This window comes from Halomarina litorea, assembly GCF_024227715.1.
Classification (GTDB): Archaea; Halobacteriota; Halobacteria; order Halobacteriales; family Haloarculaceae; genus Halomarina; species Halomarina litorea.
Genome location: NZ_CP100448.1, coordinates 56,755 through 72,927, shown reverse-complemented (window position 1 = coordinate 72,927; position 16,173 = coordinate 56,755). Strand labels below are relative to the sequence as shown.

The following is a 16,173-nucleotide window of genomic DNA, read 5'->3' as shown; positions in this document are numbered from 1 at the left end:
GAGCACCGCGAGCGGACACACCGAAGTTTCGTGTAGCTCCGACCGAGAATCGAAGCAGGGAGCGAACGCAGCGAGCGAGTGGGGTTCGATTCTCGCACTCGACCGTCTCGAAACGCCACTCACGGGCGGGGTGACCGGCCCGTCCGCTTCACTCGTCGTTCGGTTGCGTGAGCAGCGCCTCCCCCACGAGTACGTCCGTCCCGCGCCGGATGCGTTCGGAGAGCGCCTGATGGGAGACGCCGAGGTCGTCGGCGAGGTCGTCGAGGCTCGCCCCGCGTGGCACCTGGAAGTATCCCGCCTCGCGGGCCGTCACGAGCGCCTCGTACTGCGGGTCGGTGAGGCCGTAACGACCACTGGGAGTCACGTCCATCTCGCTGACCGACTGGACGTCGAAGGTGAGACCGTGCGCCTCACAGAAGTCGTACGTCGAGGAGAGGGACTCGCGATTCGGGTAGAGCACGCGCAGTTCCCACTGGTTGCCGACGGTGCTGGCACGGAGGACCGTCGCCTTCGACTGCGTGATCATGTGGACGAGCAGTTCGACGTGGCCGGTCCAGTGCATCCGGTAGAGCCACTCGTCGTCGAAGTCACCGAGGAGCGTCACGCCGTCGGTGGTCGGGTCCTCGCGCAGTGCCTCGGTGAGTTCCGACCCGTCGAGCGTGCCGTCGTCGACGTGGGCCCAGAGCAGCGGCATCACGGTGTCGCCGCCGGCTTCGATGACCCGCTCCGCACGGAAGGCCACGTCGGGAACTGCCCGAAGCGTTGCTGAGAGGGCGAACTCGTCGGCCGGGAGTCGTCCGACGACCGTGGTTGCCATATCGGGGAGCCACGGGCTGGACGTAAAGACGTGACGCCCGGCGTCCGCCGGCCGTGACTGTCCTCCGAACCGGTCAGGACCCCGTCGAGGGGCTCGCCATCCGGGTGTAGACGGCCCACTCGCGCTCGCGGGCCGTGTCGACGGCGGTGTCGATGGCGTCCCGGCGGGACTCGACGCGCTCCTCGATCTGTTCGATGACCTCGTAGGGAGAGGTGTTGTGGGTGAGCAACACGTCGTAGGTGTCCGCGTAGCCATCGAGGGGGACGTCGTCGCCGGACGGGGGGTTCGGGTCGGGGTCGATCGAGATGCGGACGGAGATGTCGTGGTCGTCCGGGCTGATCTGCAGGTCGTCCGGGAGTTCGGCGCGGAACTCCCGGGCCTCGTCGCGGTGCGGTGGCCAGCGACCCTCGCGGCGACGTTGCTCGCGGGTGTCGTCGTCCGGGACGAGTCGCGGGACGACGTCGCGAAGCGGGAGACGCTCCTGTTCGGCGAGGTCGACGGCCACCTCGCAGGCGCGTCGACAGCCCTCGTACGGTCCGAGAACTCGCTCCCGGTCACCGTCGCTCCAGACGGCGACCTCGTGGACGCGTCCGGCGGGAACGGTCCGGAGTTCGTGGTTCTCGTTCACTGCGTCTACGTCGATTCGGTGGACCTGACCCGGGTAGTGTCGGACGTCGACGTACCGGTCCGCGTCGGTCGGGTCGTCGACGGTCCGGTCGGAGTCGAGGTGGTCGGTGACCCGCCCACTGGTCCCAGCGCGGGCGAACGTCATACTTCTAGTGACGGCAGGTCGCTGCATACCCTTTCGGTGTGCGCACGAAGGCCCGACGCGAGGGTTCGAGGTCGCCGTCCGCTGCCGACCGACGCCGATTCGGGCGATACCTGCCGCCACTGGGACCGACGGGTGAGATTGGAACTGCAAGCCCTCTCCCGACTCGCGCGGTCCAGGACTGCACGTCCGGCCACCGCCTGCGGGGTCGAGTGAACGGGTGTAGCCGCCGCGCCGGGTGGGGACTCAATACCTAGCAACCACGGTCACGTTCGGCCCCGACCGGTGTCGACCATGGTGACACTCTCGGAACCGATTACCGTCGTCGCGCTCACGTGGCTGTGTATCCTCGGGTACGCCGGGTTGATGTACTACTGGACGGCGGTGCCACAGTACGAACGGCACGTCCGCACGCGGACGTGAACTGACGGGCCCCGCTCCGGCCGATGCCGCCCTCTCGCCGTCGCTTGCTGGTGCAGGGGTACCGACTACCTCTCCCGTCCGCGTCCGGTCGGACATGCCACTCATCGTCGGCGCCGTCCGGTCGCTGCTCAGGAGCGTCATCGACCTCGTCATCTTCGTCGTGACCCTGCCGCTTCGAATCCTGCGACGCCTGCTCTGACGGGCGGTCGGCCCGGGTCGACCGGACCGTCCGGAGGGAAACGGCTAACCGGCGAACGCGTGAGGACAGTGCATGAACGCGGCCCTGCTCACCGTCGGCGACGAGTTGCTCGCCGGCGACATCGAGAACACGAACGCGACGTGGCTCGCCCGTCAACTGACCGACCGGGGGGTGTCGGTCGAGCGCATCACCGTCGTCCCCGACGAGGTCGACACCATCGCGGAGTACGTCCGCACGTTCGCCGGGCAGTTCGACGCCGTCGTCGTCACCGGCGGCCTCGGCGGGACGCCCGACGACGTGACGATGGACGGCGTCGCCGCCGCCTTCGACCGCCCGCTCGCGGTCGACGAGGAGGCGCGCGCGGACATCGAACGGAGCGTCGCCGCCTATCAGGAGGCCAACCCGGACCGCGACGTCCGGGTGAACGTCGAGCGTCACGCGTCCCTCCCCGAGGGGGCACGCGCGCTCATCAACGGTGACGGCCTCTCGCCGGGGTGTGTCGTGGAGAACGTCTACGTCGTCCCCGGCATCCCCCGCGAGATGAAGGCGATGTTCGCGGACGTGGCCGACGAGTTCACCGGGGAGGTCCGCTCCCGGACCCTCCACACGCCGCTCCCGGAGAGTGACGTGACGCCGTTCATGGAGACGGCCCGCGAGGACCTCCCGGACGCCGTCCTCGGGTCGTACCCCAGTCGCGAGGGGACTCCGAACCGCATCAAGATCACCGCCGAGAGCGACGAGGCCATCGACGAGGCCGAGGCGTGGCTCTGCGAGCGAATCGACGTCCAGCGCCCGCCCGAAGACGGCGGGGACGAGACGGGCGAGGAGTGAGGGGGAGGGCGGTCAGCGCAGTTCGTCCGGCGTGCGGGCCGTCCCGTCGTCCGCCCCGGGGAGGGGGCCGTCGGCGTCCCGCCGGTCGGTCCCGCGAGGGTCGAGCGACCCGCTGGACCGGATGATGTCGAGGGCCGTCATCAGGTCGGTGCGGGTGATGAGGCCGACGAACTCCCCGTCGGGCGGCGCGTCCGCGTCCGCGAAGTCGTCGAGTCCCTCCGGGTCGTCGAACTCCTCGGCGTCACTCGCGGCCGACCCCCACCCGAACCCGCCCGTCGCGTCCGCCGCGACGTCCGGCCGTTCCATCACCAGCAGGCGACCGACGCCGTGTTGGCCCATGCGCGAGAGGGCGTCCATCGCGTCCTCGTCGGGATCGACGGTGATGAGGTCGGTAGTCATCACCTCCTCGACGCGGTAGGCGTCGCGTTCGACCTCCTTGACGCGTTTCGCGTCCTCCAGCGTGACCAGACCGACGACGCGCCCGTCACGCGTCACGGGATAGCCGGTGTGTCGCTCGCGGAACATCGTCTCCACGAGGTCCGAGACGCTCGCCGTCGCGGGCACCGTCGTCACCCGGTCGGCGGGCGTCATGACGTCCCTGACCTGTACGCCCTCGAAGGCGGCCTTCGTGATGGTCTGCTGGGCCTCCGAGGACGCCCCGATGTAGATGAAGAAGGCGACGCCGATGAGGAAGATGTTGAACCCGACGAACAGGCCGACGAGACCGAGCAGGAGCGCGAACGCCTTGCCCACCTCCGCGGCTATCTGGGTCGCCTGCGCGTACGGTCGGGTGCGCGCGAGGAGCGCCCGGAGGACCCGCCCGCCGTCCATCGGGAAGCCGGGCAGGAGGTTGAACCCCGCGAGCGCGAGGTTCGTGATGGCGAGGTAGCCGACGACGAACAGGAGGGCGCTCCCGGCGACCGTCCCGCCCGGGAGGACGAGAAAGAGGGCGGCGAGGCCGACGCCGAGGCCGACGCTCACGACTGGACCGGCGATGGCGATGTAGAGCTCCTGCTTCCAGTCCTCGGGCATCTCGGTCAGCTGGGCGATGCCGCCGAACAGCCACAGCGTGATGGAGGCGATGGGGAACCCGTAGCGCATCGCCACGACGGAGTGGCCCAGTTCGTGCAGGAGGACGCTCGCGAACAGGCCGAGCGCGGCCGCCGTCCCGAGGACGAACGACGTGCCACCGTTCGCGAGGCCGCCGAGAGCGATGTCCGTGCCGAAGACGGAGTTGAGCGTATCGACCCACAGCCCCGTCTGCGTGCCGATGATGTACGCGAACAGCGGCAGGACCAGCAGGAACGTCAGGTCCAGCTGGATGGGAATGCCGAACACGCTCCCGATACGGAAGCTTCGCATGGTAGTACTCGGGGCCGGACGGGCTTAAGGGCCCGTGCCGGGGCGACGACTTCCGACACCCCCGTTCTCCTGCCCGCGGGTCGGAGACACCGTTTTGGGCTCGCCCGGTGTACCTCCGGGTATGAGCGACAGCGAGCGCGAACGCGACCCGTCCACAGAGCCGCTGGTCCGCCGCGCCGAGGAGGTCGAGTACGAGTCCGTGGGGGCCGCAGAGGGCATGGCGAAGGGCGTCCTCGTCAGTCCGGCGGACGGCGCACCGAACCTCGCCATTCGCCGGTTCACGCTCGACCCCGGCGCGTCGGTACCGAAACACACCAACGAGGTCGAACACGAGCAGTACGTCCTCTCCGGCGAGTACGTCGTCGGCCTCGGCGACGAAGAGCACACAGTGGAAGCGGGCGACTCGCTGTTCATCCCCGCCGGAACCGTCCACTGGTACCGCAACGAGGGCGACGAACCGGGCGCGTTCCTCTGTGCGGTTCCCAACGGCGACGACGAGATTCGCCTGCTGGACGAGTAGTCCACTGTCCGCGGTGAGGACGCGCCGCGAGCGCGTCTCGTCGCGCGAGTACCGGGGAGGCGAGGGGACCGCCCGAGCCGAGCACACGAGGGCTTTCTGGGCGTTCTGAACGGTCCCAGTACTGCTGTCTGTCTCCACATCGCCGACCACCTCCACGAACTCCCTAGGGTATGCTAGCCGGTGTTCCGGGCGAGTCAAGTAGCACGACCGAATACTACCGACAACGTGTCACAGCAGGTCGCCAGCGTCGATACGCTCTTCATCCACGAGCGGCGCGACGACTTCACGGTCGCCGTCGAGCGCGACGGCCAGCGGGTGCTCCACGGCGTCCTCGAACTGAAGGACACCGACGCCGGCCCCCGGCCCGCGCGCCTCCGGGTGAAGAAGGGGTCCGACGAGGACCTGCGCAGCCCCGACCAGTTCGTCGAACTCGCCCGGCGGGCCTCGCGCATCCGCATCTCCGAGCAGACCTCTCCCGCGATGCGCGACCGGGTCCGCGAGATGCTCGACGGCTACCAGCTAGAGGCGAAGGTCGTCCGCACCTGCCGGTACTGCGCCGGGGCAGGGCGGTACTCGCCGCTGACGAGCGAGACGGCCATCAAGGCCGACGACGAGCACATCTGCCCGGACTGCGCCAAGCGGGAACTCGAACGCGAACTGGACTACCGGAACATGCGCTCGGGGGCGCGAAAGCGACTGGAGGACCTCCTGCTCGAGGTGCAGGACTTAGAGCGCATCGTCAACCTCCTGAAGGGCCGCCTCGACCCTGACCTGACGAAGTTCGACGAGATTTCGGCCACCACGGACGACATCGAACTGGTGTCGACGGAGACGCTCGACCTCCACCCGAAGCTCAAGTCGCAGGTGACGGAGAGCTTCGACACCCTGCTCCCTGTCCAGAGCCTCTCGGTGGAGAACGGCCTCCTCGACGGGCGCGACCAGCTCGTCGTGAGCGCCACCGCGACGGGCAAGACCCTCGTGGGCGAACTCGCGGGCATCGACCGCGTGCTGAAGGGGAAGGGGAAGATGCTCTTTCTCGTCCCGCTGGTCGCCCTCGCCAACCAGAAACACGAGCAGTTCGAGGAGAAGTACGGCCACCTCGCGGACGTGACCATCCGGGTGGGGGCCTCGCGCATCCGCGACGACGGCGCGCGCTTCGACGCGGGAGCGGACGTCATCGTCGGCACCTACGAGGGTATCGACCACGCCCTCCGAACCGGGCGGAATCTGGGCGACATCGGCACCGTCGTCATCGACGAGGTGCACACCCTCGGCGAACAGGAACGCGGGCACCGGCTGGACGGTCTCATCTCGCGGCTGAAAGACTACACGGAGCGCGGGACGACGGAGGCGTCCCGGGACGCGCGAACGGGCGACGCCCGTGAGCGTCGGAAGAACGACACCCAGTGGGTGTACCTCTCGGCGACGGTGGGCAACCCCGCACAACTCGCGCGCGGGCTGGAGGCGACGCTCGTCGAGTTCGAGGAGCGACCCGTCCCCATCGAACGCCACGTTACGTTCGCCGACGGACAGGAGAAACTCGACATCGAGGACAAACTGGTCAAGCGGGCGTTCGACGCGAAGTCCTCGAAGGGCTACCGGGGCCAGACCATCATCTTCACCAACTCCCGCCGGCGCTGTCACGAGATATCGCGGAAACTCCAGTACGACTCCGCGCCGTACCACGCGGGACTGGACTACGGCCGCCGCAAGCAGGTCGAACGGATGTTCGCGGACCAGGATCTGGCGGCCGTCGTCACGACCGCTGCGCTGGCCGCCGGGGTGGACTTCCCCGCCTCGCAGGTCCTCTTCGACACGCTGGCGATGGGCATCGAGTGGCTCACCGTTCAGGAGTTCGAGCAGATGCTCGGGCGCGCCGGGCGGCCCGACTACCACGACAAGGGGACGGTGTACGTCCTCGTCGAACCGGACGCCGTCTACCACAACTCGATGGAGATGACCGAGGACGAGGTGGCGTTCAAACTGTTGAAAGGCGAGATGGAGTCGGTGATGACGCCCTACGACGAGGGGGCCGCAGTGGAAGAGACCCTCGCCAACATCGTCGTCGCCGGGAGCGGGGCGAAGCGACTCAACGACCGCATGATCGGCTCCATCCCCACGAAACACGCCCTCGGGAAACTCCTCGACTACGGCTTCATTGAGGGGGCGTCGCCGACTCCCCTCGGCAGGGCCGTCGCCAAGCACTTCCTCTCGCCGAAACGGGCGTTCGTCATGCTCGAAGGGATCCGCTCGGGCGACGACCCCTACGACATCGTGGGAGACTTAGAGATGCTGGAGAACGAGGAGGGCTGACTACCCGAGGCGGGAGGCCGCCTCGTCGAGGAGGCTCTGGACCGTACTCTCCAGTTCCTCGACGTCGCGTTCGACGGCGTACACCCGGTCGCGCGGGATGCGCCGGACGGTGCCGCCGTCGCCCTCCTCGCTCTCCTCCCAGACGACCCAGTGGTCGTCCACGAAGGCGATGCGTTCGTTGTCGACCCGTTCTTCCGTGTGACCCTCGGGGGTCTCGTAGCGAATCGTCGCCGTACCGATGTCTGTGTCCATTGGTGTGCTCGAAAAATCGGGTGCTGGTCGACGTCGGTCGGTTCTACCGGGAGGTGCGCCCGCCCGAGAAGTCGCGCAGGCGGACCTCGTCGTCCGTGATGGACTCGACGGAGGCCTCCTGCAGGGGGTAGGTGTCCTCGTCGGCGTCGCCCCACCCGAGTTTCGACATGACGGTGTCGGTGATACCGGGGTCCGGGTCCACGTGTGCGGTCCCGTGTTCGACGGCGGTGATGCGGCCGATCTCCTCGCCGTCGGGACCGACCACTTTCTTCCCCTCGTCGTCCTCGGTGATGTCCGTTCGTGTCGACATTACACTCGGTAGTGGGTGCGAAACCCGCTTCATCGGTGGCCCTGCACGTGACTGACCTTGAAGTGACCCCGGATAGGCCACGCGACTACAGGTCGTGGACCCACACGCCGTCGTCGGTCACCTCCGCCACCTGCTGGGACTGAAGCGGGAACGTCTCGCCCGAGTCGTTCGCCCAGCCGAGTTGCGTGAGGACGGGGTCGTCCGCCGCCGGGTCCGTCTCGACGGTGGCCGTCCCGTCCTCGACGCGGGCGATACGCCCGAGCAACTGGCCGTCGGGGCTCAGCACGTCCTTCCCCTCGTCGTCGCCGGTGAGTTCGATGCGGTCCATACGGTGAGGAAGGGAGGCGGACGTATCGGTGGTGGCCCTGCGTCGGACGGGAGTCGACACGACACCCACCCCGAGCCGACCGCCTCGTCGTCGCGTTCGATTCGCGGTTCAGGCCAGCGGCGTCCGCTCGACGACGGTGCCGTCGTAGGTGGGATACTGCTCGACGATTTCGCCTTTCTCGGCGTCACCGGTCTCCACCATCTCCTCCAGAATCCACCACGCCAGTTCGACGTGGTCGGACTTGACGACGTAGAACTCCTCGGGGACGCCGAGTGCCTGCAGTTGGTCCTCGGTGAGCCACGTCTTCCCGTAGACGAGGGTGCCGTCGTCGGTCACCTCGTCGAACTCCCGGCGGATGTTCTTCGCCATCCGTTTCAGGCGGTTGCGGTGCTGGGCGGCGTCCTTGAACACGGACGTACAGAAGTACACCTTCGGGTGGTCGCCCATCTCCTCTAAGACGCCGTGGGAGCCCTCGACGGCGCTCATGTGCCCCTCGCGGAGTTCGAAGCCCTCCTCCTGCATTCTCCGATAATTTCCGTCGGACATCTCGAACTCGTTGACGTTACAGAAATCGGCGGCCCCCTCGTCGAGGAAGTCGAGGAACTCCGTCTCGCCGCGGATGCCCGGAATCTCGAAGGCCGGGGTGAGACCCTCCTCGCGGGCGACGTAGAGGATGTCCTCCCACTCGGTGCCGTGGAGGTCGCCCCACTGCTCGTAGGGGGGATGGAAGCGAATCTCGTCGAGGCCGGCCTCGCTCAGGCGGCGCATATTCTCGCGCCCGCCCGTGATGCCGGTGTAGAGGTGGGTGTGGTGGTCCTCGCCGAACTCGTCTTTGAGGAGGCGGAGGTACCGACAGGTCTTCTCCATGGCCTCCTGCGGTTCGCCGCCCGTGATGGAGGTGCCGAGAGCGTCCATCCGTTTGGCCTCCTCGATGACGTCCTCGTCGGACTCGACCAGTCGCTCGTTGGCGTACACGTCGGTGACGTTCTTGCGGTTCTCACCGAGCGGGCAGTAGAAACAGTCGCGCTGGTCGCAGTAGCCGTAGACGAACAGGACCATCTTCCCCCCCTCGGCGCACTGTTCACAGCCCTTCGATAGCATTCTGTCCCACCTTACCCGTCCAGCGGGAAAAAGCGTGCGAACCACGCGGGGCGGTGCGAGGGCGTCACAGTGGGGTCTCCGGCCCCCGCGCACACCGCCTCAGCGCTCGAAGAACGTTCCGACGGACGCCCGCCCGACGACGCTCCCCTCCAGTGCCTCCCGGAAGGCGTCGGGCGAGGCCCCGGGTTCGAGGTCCAGTGTCGTGTCGAGGGCGGAGACGGTGAACAGATAGGTGTGCCGTTCGCCCTCTGGGGGGCAGGGGCCGTAGTAGCCCACCTCGTCGCGGTAGTTCCGGCCCTGGAACACTGTCGCGTCGAAGTTCTCGTTGGGGGTCACCTCCGAGAGGCGCACCTCCGGGTCACGGGGGAGCGACTCGGGCAGGCGCGGCAGGTCGGTGCCGATGCCCCACACCGACCAGTGGAGGGCGTCGTCCGCGTCCGCGTCGTGGAGCGAGACCGCCACCGACTCGGCCTCGTTGCCGATTTCGACGAGTGCCACCTCCGGGGAGACGTTCTCGCCCGTGCAGGCGTACTGCTCCGGGACGGGGCGGTTCGACCCGAGCGGCGGCACCTCGAAGGAGACGGTCACCGTACTCGTCGGGTTCGTGCGCGTCGTCGTGGTGTTGTTCCCCGTCTCCTCGCCGTCCACACACCCGGCCAGCGAGGCGGTCGCCGCCCCGGCGGCGGCGAGGAAGGCCCGTCGTTCCATGGGCGGCGTACGCCCGGCCCGCTCTTCAACCCCGACGGTGCGAGCGTGTGTCTCTCTCCCACGATAGCCACGAGGTATTTGCCGGCGCGTCCCCGACCGAGGGCGTATGACAGGCCGGGCGGGAAGTGACGAGCGACGGGTGAATCGAGAGGACGGGCGCGGCGCGTGCGACGAACGCGGCGGGTCGACGGGCACGACGCGCAGACGCGTGCTGGGGGGCGCGGGTGCGGGCGTCGTCGCCTCGCTCGCCGGGTGTCTCGACGTCATCACGGGGAGCGACTCCCTGCAGTTCTCGGCGTCCGCTGCGACGGTGGCCGAGGCGTCGCTCTCGGAGACGGGCTACAGCCACCACCGAACCGAGGAGATACCGGTCGAACGGACCTTCGAGACGGCGGGCCAGTCGCGCACCGTGGAGGTGACGAACGTCTCGGCGGAGTACGACCGCACCGTCGAGATCCCCACGGTGGGGCGGTTCCAGGCGGCGGTGTTCGCGGCGCTCAGCACCCCGAAGGTGGAGGTGCTCGGGAAGTCGTTCAACCCGGTCGCCGACATGTCCACAGACGACATCGCACGGATGGTCCAGGAGCGCTACGAGAACGTCCGCGATCTGCGCCGACGGGGGTCCTCGACGGTCGCCGTCCTCGGGACGGACACGGAGGTCGCCGAGTACGTCGGGGCGGCGACGCTCGTCGATGGGAACGCGCAGGTGGACGTGACGATGCTGGTGAGCGAACCGGTCGCCGCGGGCGCGGACTTCGTCGTCTGCGTGGGTGCGTACCCCCGCCTCTTCGACGAACGGGCGTCCATTACGACGCTCATGCGCGGCGTCGAACACGCCGACTGAGCGGTCGTGTCACACCGGCGCAAGCCCGAAGAGAGTTAACGGGTGCTAGCATAGGAAGCCACGATGCTGCTGGTGTTGTGCGTCGACCTGGACGACGACCTCGGTCGGAAGACCGACACGAAGACGCCCGTCGTCGGACGCGACGCCGTCCAGAAGGCCGCCGTCGACCTCGCCACCGCGGACCCCGAGGACAGCGACGTGAACGTCCTCTTCGAGGGCGTCCACCTCTACGACTCGCTGGACGACGTGGAGTGCGAGGTGGCGGCCGTCACGGGCACCAACGGGAGCGACGTGGCCGCCAACCGCGAGGTGGGCGAGGAGGTCGACACCGTCCTCGCGCGTCTCACGACCGGCGAGGACGTCCGCGCCCTCGTCGTCACCGACGGGGCACAGGACGAGTCGGTTATCCCCGTCATCCGCTCGCGGGTCCCCATCGACGGCGTCCGTCGGGTCGTCGTCCGGCAGGCACAGGACCTCGAGTCGATGTACTACACCATCAAGCAGGTGCTCGACGACCCGGAGACGCGCGGGACCATCCTCATCCCGATGGGCATCCTCCTGCTCATCTACCCACTGCTCGTCGTCGCCAACTACCTCGAACTCCCCGGCGCGACGTTCGGCGTCGTCTCGGGGCTGATGGGGCTCTACCTGCTCTTTCGTGGCCTCGGCCTCGAACGAACCATCGACGACACCGTCGACCGGGTCCGCCGGGGCCTCTACACCGGCCGGGTGACGCTCGTCACCTACGTCGTCGCGATGGCGCTGATGGTCATCGGCGGGGCCAGCGGCGTCGAGCAACTCGCGGCGCTCCGGGCGGAGACCGCAGACCCCGTCGGTCTGCTGACGGCGGGCGTCGCACTCGTCTACGGCGCGGTCCAGTGGTTCGCGGTGGCGGGCGTCGTCGCCAGCCTCGGGCGCATCACCGACGAGTACCTCCACGACAGTTTCGAGTGGCGCTACTGCAACGCTCCGTTCTACGTCCTCGCCATCGCCTCCGTGTTGCAGGGGGTGAGCGCGTACTTCCTCAGCATCGAGGGGTCGTCGTACCTCGCGGCGACGCTCACCGCCGGGACGCTCCTCGGGGTGGTGAGCACCCTCGCGTTCGCCATCGCCGAGGACCGCTTCCCCCGCAAGCCCGAACCCACCGCCTGAGGCGCGAGCCGAACCCCCTCGTGCCGGGTGGAGACCGCACGACTGTGGCGGCGTCAACGTCGAATCGGACCACTTTCACTCCGGGTGCCAAGGACTATGCGACCGCGCCGAGTGGGGTGGCCCACGCGACCAGACACCACGGCACGACACAGCCACGTGCCCCGCGGAGGGGCCGTCTGACGATGCCCCTCGCCCGCGACACGGAGGCGTGGCGAACCGCCGCCGAGGCGTCCACCTACCGCGACGAGGTCGAACGCTACCTGCGCGAACACCCGGACGGCGCCTTCCACGACCGGGAACTCGCCGATGCCCTGATGGGGACGGGGTGGGCCGACGGGAACGCCACGGACCGCGACTACGCCGACACGATGTACCTCCACGACCAGCTAGACGAACTCGTCCGGTCGGGGGTCGTCGAGGCACGGAACGTTCCGACGACGCGCGTCGACGACCCGTCGATACCGGACGGGACGGACTACGTCACCTACTTCGCGCACGCCGGGGACTGAGCGAGGTCAGTCCCCGTCCTCGTCCCTCTCCTCGGTCCCGACCTCGACGTTCCCGTCGGCCCGGTCCCGTTCGACGGCCGCGGGGTCGCGGTCGGCGGGGTCGCCGTACCCGCCGCCGCCGGGCGTTCGCACGACCACCGTCGTCCCCGCATCGACCTCCACGGTCGTCTTCGCCGGTACCACCTCCTCGTCCACGAGGTTCTCGCCCGTCGCGCCGTCCCCGCCCCCCGCCCGCCCGCGCGGGGCGATTCGGCGGCGTTCGGTGAGGAGGGAGACGGTCGCCGGCACCGCGAGGGTGACGGCGCGTTCGAGGCCGAGACCGCCCCGGAACTCGCCCTCTCCGCCGCTGTCGGGGCGGAAGGCGTATCGGTCGACGCGGAGCGGGTAGGCCAGTTCCAGCGACTCGACGGGCGTGTTCAGCGTGTTCGTCATCCCGACCTGCACGCCGTCCATCCCGTCGGCAGAGGCGCGCCCGCCGAACCCCCCGCCGATGGTCTCGTAGTAGGAGAACGAGCCGTCGCCCGCGCCGACGGTGAGGTTGTTCATCGTCCCCTGTCCCTGCGCGGGGACGCGGTCGGGAACCGCCTCCGCGAGTGCCTCGAACACCACGTCGGTGACTCGCTGGCTGGTCTCGACGTTCCCGCCGACGACGGCCGCGGGCGGTTTCGGGTCGAGGAGCGACCCCTGGGGGACGCGGACCTCGATGGGGTCGTAACAGCCCTGGTTCGGGGGGATGTCCGGGTCGGTGACACACCGGAGCGCGAAGTAGACGGCGCTGTTCGCCACCGCTCGCGGCGCGTTGACGTTCCCGTCGACCTGTGCTGCCGTCCCCGCGAAGTCAACGGTACAGCGCTCGCCCGCGACGGAGACCGTCGCCTCGATTGGCACCTCGTCGTCCGTGATGCCGTCGCCCTCCAGGACGTCCCGGGCGCGGTACTCACCGTCCGGGAACGCGCCGAGTTCGGCCCGCGTCCGGTCGCGCGAGTAGTCGAGGACGGCGTCGAACCCGTCTTCGACCGCCTCGCGGCCCCGCTCTGCGACGAGTTCCCGGAGGCGTGTCCCCCCGCGGTCGTTGGCCGCCAGTTGCGCCCGCACGTCGGCCCGTCGCTCGTCCGGGTCGCGGACGTTGGCGAGCAGGAGGTCGAACACGTCGCGGTTCAGGTCCCCGTCGCGCTTCAGGCGGACGGGCGGGAGGCGCAGGCCCTCCTCGTACACCGAGCGCGCCCCGGCCGGCATGCTCCCCGGCGTCCCCCCGCCCACGTCGGCGTGGTGTGCCCGCGAGACGGCGTAGCCGAGCACCTCCCTTCCCTCGCTCTCCACGACGAGGGGCGACACCATCGTCACGTCGGGGAGGTGGGTGCCGCCGGCGAACGGGTCGTTGAGGACCCACACCTCGCCCGGTTCCGGGTCGCGGGCGAGGACGGCGTCGACCGCCGCCGGCATCGCGCCGAGGTGGACCGGGATGTGTTCGGCCTGCGCGACCAGTCGCCCGTCGGCGTCGAACAGCGCCGTCGAGCAGTCCCGGCGCTCCTTGATGTTCGGGGAGTAGGCGCTCGCCACGAGGACCTGCCCCATCTCGTCGGCGATGCCCTCCAGCTGGTTCCGGAATATCTCGAGCGTGACGGCGTCCATCCCGGTCATCGGGTCTCACTCCCCGTCAGGACGAGTGCGCCGTCGTCACCGACCTCGGCGGTCCACCCCGGCGGGACGACGACGGTGCTCTCCGCCTGCTCGCAGACGGCCGGGCCGTCGACGCGCCCGCCGACGGGGAGCCGTTCGCGGTCGTAGACGGGCGTCTCGCGGAACCTCGAACCCTCCCCGCTCCCGAAGTACGCCTCGCGGGTCCCCCGGCGGGCGTCGGCCACGCGCTCCCCGCCCTCGTAGGCGACGGCGACCGGCCGTCGCTCGACGGTCGCCCGCGCCCGCAGGTTGACCAGTTCGACCGGGTCGTCCATCCGGTAGCCGTAGGCCGTCTCGTGGGCGGCGTGGAACCGTTCGCCCGCCCCCTCCGGGTCGAACGGCCGCTCGACCGACACCGACAGTTCGAAGCTCTGGCCGGCGTAGCGCAGGTCCGCCGCGAACGAGACGCGCGCGGCCTCGGGGTCCGAGACGTCCTCGCGGACGGACTCGGCGAGGGAAGCGAGGGTGCCGTCGACCCCTTCGGCGTCCGCGAGGGGTCGTTTCGCGGTCCGGACAGCGTCGTGTCGCTCGTCGGCCACGAGGAGGCCGTACGCCGAGAGGACCCCGCAGGGTCGCGGGACGACTACCCGTTCGACGCCGAGGCGGGCCGCGAGGGCGGCGGCGTGCATCGGCCCCGCGCCGCCGAACCCGACGAGCGAGAACCCGCGCGGGTCGTGGCCCCGCTCGACCGTCACCGACCGGACCGCGCGGGTCATATTCGCGTTGACGACGCGGTAGACGCCCCGTGCGGCCGCGAGCGGACCGTCGAGGTCAGCCTCCCCCGCGAGGTTCGAGAGGACGGCCTCGGCGGCGTCGGCGTCGAGGTCCAGTTCGCCGCCGAGGGCTGTCCCCTCGCCGACGTAGCCGAGGACGACGTTCGCGTCGGTCACCGTCGGGTCCGTCCCGCCCTGCCCGTAGCAGGCGGGCCCGGGCGTCGCCCCCGCCGACCGCGGCCCGACGCGCAGTGCGCCTCCCGCGTCCACCCACGCGACGGATCCGCCGCCGGCGCCGACGGTCGTGACGTCGACCATCGGCACGCGGACGGGGTGGTCGCCGACCCGGCCCTCGGTCGTGTACTCCACCTCGCCGTCGCGGACGAGGCCGACGTCGCTCGACGTGCCCCCCATGTCGAAGGTGACCAGTCCGTCGTCCCCGTCCTCGCCGCCCTCGTCCTCCTCGTCAGTCGCGTCCCCGGTGGCCGCCGCTCCCACCACGCCCGCCGCCGGCCCGGAGAGCGCCGTCGTCACGGCCCGCTTCCGGACCGTCTCGGCGTCCGCGACGCCGCCGTTGGACTGCATGACTCGCGGGACCGGCACACCCAGTTCGCCCGCCCGGTCTGCCAGTCGCCCGACGTAGGACGCGATGGTCGGCGTGACGTAGGCGTCCACGACGGTGGTGGCGGTACGCTCGTACTCGCGGAACTCCGCGAGCACCTCGTGGGAGACGGAGACGTGCGCGTCCAGTTCCGCCTCCAGAACCTCGGCGACCCGTCGTTCGTTCTCCGGGTGCGCGTAGGCGTGGAGCAGGCAGACGGCGACGCTCTCGACGCCCCGGAGGGCCGGGAGGAGCGCTTCGACGTCCACCGCTTCGACCGCGCGTTCGACGCCGTCGGGGGTCGCCCGTTCGGGGAGTTCGTACCGTCTCCGGCGGGGAACCAGCGGGTCGGGGAGGGTGGCCTCTAGGTCGTACAGCGAGGGGCGGTCCTGCCGGCGAATCTCGAGGACGTCGCGGAACCCCTCGGTGGTGACGAGCGCCGTCTCCGCGCCCGTCCCCTCCAGCAGGGCGTTCGTGGAGACGGTCATCGCGTGGGTGAACGACTCGACGTCGGCGGGGTCGACGCCCGCCCGGTCACACGCCTGCTCGATGCCGCGGACGACGCCGACGCTCTGGTCGTCCGTGGTGGGGACCTTCGCCGTGACGAGTCGCCCGTCGGCGAGGAGGGCCACGTCGGTGAACGTCCCGCCCACGTCGACGCCGACGCGCGGTGCGCTCACGGCCGCCCCCTCCCGTCCGGTGGCCGGTGGGTCATTGTCGTCGCTACCCGGTCGGGGGGCA

The 16,173-nt window shown here is 69.8% G+C and carries 17 protein-coding genes; 7 read left to right on the top strand and 10 right to left on the bottom strand.

The window, feature by feature from the left end; translation table 11 throughout:
• Positions 1-148: 148 nt before the first annotated feature.
• Both NKG96_RS00405 and NKG96_RS00400 read right to left on the bottom strand, forming a co-directional pair.
• Entirely contained in the window at positions 149-817 is a 669-nt protein-coding gene (locus NKG96_RS00405) for a helix-turn-helix domain-containing protein (protein ID WP_254536469.1), read from the bottom strand.
• Between the two features lie 73 nt (positions 818-890).
• Positions 891-1,589 (bottom strand): hypothetical protein, encoded by a 699-nt coding sequence (locus NKG96_RS00400; protein WP_254536468.1) that lies wholly within the window; start codon positions 1,587-1,589, stop codon positions 891-893.
• A 291-nt stretch (positions 1,590-1,880) separates the two neighbouring features.
• Here NKG96_RS00400 and NKG96_RS20830 point away from each other — a divergent pair, with 291 nt between their 5' ends.
• Positions 1,881-2,009 (top strand): hypothetical protein, encoded by a 129-nt coding sequence (locus tag NKG96_RS20830; protein ID WP_256558098.1) that lies wholly within the window; start codon positions 1,881-1,883, stop codon positions 2,007-2,009.
• 271 nt (positions 2,010-2,280) lie between these two features.
• Positions 2,281-3,039 carry a competence/damage-inducible protein A gene (locus tag NKG96_RS00395; protein ID WP_254536467.1) on the top strand — a complete coding sequence of 253 codons (759 nt, stop codon included), beginning with the start codon at positions 2,281-2,283 and terminating at the stop codon, positions 3,037-3,039.
• A 12-nt stretch (positions 3,040-3,051) separates the two neighbouring features.
• On the opposite strand, the gene NKG96_RS00390 is transcribed toward NKG96_RS00395, so the two are convergent.
• The gene (locus NKG96_RS00390; RefSeq protein ID WP_254536466.1) at positions 3,052-4,401 is read right to left on the bottom strand and encodes a site-2 protease family protein; all 1,350 of its coding nucleotides are present in this window, start codon (positions 4,399-4,401) and stop codon (positions 3,052-3,054) included.
• 121 nt (positions 4,402-4,522) lie between these two features.
• Here NKG96_RS00390 and NKG96_RS00385 point away from each other — a divergent pair, with 121 nt between their 5' ends.
• A complete protein-coding gene (locus NKG96_RS00385; protein ID WP_254536465.1) occupies positions 4,523-4,921 on the top strand; it encodes a cupin domain-containing protein in 399 nt (132 codons plus the stop codon).
• Between the two features lie 225 nt (positions 4,922-5,146).
• Positions 5,147-7,234, top strand: a complete 2,088-nt coding sequence (locus NKG96_RS00380; RefSeq protein WP_254536464.1) for a DEAD/DEAH box helicase — start codon at positions 5,147-5,149, stop codon at positions 7,232-7,234.
• On the opposite strand, the gene NKG96_RS00375 is transcribed toward NKG96_RS00380, so the two are convergent.
• The 5 genes from NKG96_RS00375 to NKG96_RS00355 form a co-directional block, all read right to left on the bottom strand.
• Positions 7,235-7,486, bottom strand: a complete 252-nt coding sequence (locus tag NKG96_RS00375; RefSeq protein WP_254536463.1) for a hypothetical protein — start codon at positions 7,484-7,486, stop codon at positions 7,235-7,237.
• A gap of 43 nt (positions 7,487-7,529) precedes the next feature.
• Entirely contained in the window at positions 7,530-7,796 is a 267-nt protein-coding gene (locus tag NKG96_RS00370) for a DUF8593 domain-containing protein (RefSeq protein ID WP_254536462.1), read from the bottom strand.
• Between the two features lie 85 nt (positions 7,797-7,881).
• Complete coding sequence (locus NKG96_RS00365) at positions 7,882-8,124, bottom strand: DUF8593 domain-containing protein (protein WP_254536461.1); 243 nt, start codon at positions 8,122-8,124, stop codon at positions 7,882-7,884.
• A 108-nt stretch (positions 8,125-8,232) separates the two neighbouring features.
• Positions 8,233-9,225, bottom strand: a complete 993-nt coding sequence (locus NKG96_RS00360) for a radical SAM protein (protein WP_254536460.1) — start codon at positions 9,223-9,225, stop codon at positions 8,233-8,235.
• A 99-nt stretch (positions 9,226-9,324) separates the two neighbouring features.
• Positions 9,325-9,933 carry a YbhB/YbcL family Raf kinase inhibitor-like protein gene (locus tag NKG96_RS00355; protein ID WP_254536459.1) on the bottom strand — a complete coding sequence of 203 codons (609 nt, stop codon included), beginning with the start codon at positions 9,931-9,933 and terminating at the stop codon, positions 9,325-9,327.
• Between the two features lie 106 nt (positions 9,934-10,039).
• On the opposite strand from NKG96_RS00355, the gene NKG96_RS00350 reads away from it, so the two are divergent.
• The 3 genes from NKG96_RS00350 to NKG96_RS00340 all read left to right on the top strand — a co-directional run bounded on the left by NKG96_RS00350 (position 10,040) and on the right by NKG96_RS00340 (position 12,438).
• Entirely contained in the window at positions 10,040-10,777 is a 738-nt protein-coding gene (locus NKG96_RS00350) for a DUF6517 family protein (RefSeq protein ID WP_254536458.1), read from the top strand.
• A 63-nt stretch (positions 10,778-10,840) separates the two neighbouring features.
• Positions 10,841-11,929 carry a DUF373 family protein gene (locus tag NKG96_RS00345; protein ID WP_254536457.1) on the top strand — a complete coding sequence of 363 codons (1,089 nt, stop codon included), beginning with the start codon at positions 10,841-10,843 and terminating at the stop codon, positions 11,927-11,929.
• Between the two features lie 182 nt (positions 11,930-12,111).
• Positions 12,112-12,438 (top strand): hypothetical protein, encoded by a 327-nt coding sequence (locus NKG96_RS00340; RefSeq protein ID WP_254536456.1) that lies wholly within the window; start codon positions 12,112-12,114, stop codon positions 12,436-12,438.
• Between the two features lie 6 nt (positions 12,439-12,444).
• Here the strand turns inward: NKG96_RS00340 and NKG96_RS00335 are convergent, their stop codons facing one another.
• Together NKG96_RS00335 and NKG96_RS00330 are read right to left on the bottom strand one after the other, a co-directional pair.
• Positions 12,445-14,079 carry a hydantoinase B/oxoprolinase family protein gene (locus NKG96_RS00335; RefSeq protein ID WP_368409264.1) on the bottom strand — a complete coding sequence of 545 codons (1,635 nt, stop codon included), beginning with the start codon at positions 14,077-14,079 and terminating at the stop codon, positions 12,445-12,447.
• The gene (locus NKG96_RS00330) at positions 14,076-16,112 is read right to left on the bottom strand and encodes a hydantoinase/oxoprolinase family protein (RefSeq protein ID WP_254536455.1); all 2,037 of its coding nucleotides are present in this window, start codon (positions 16,110-16,112) and stop codon (positions 14,076-14,078) included. Before NKG96_RS00330 ends, NKG96_RS00335 begins: the two co-directional genes overlap by 4 nt.
• Positions 16,113-16,173 lie beyond the last annotated feature (61 nt).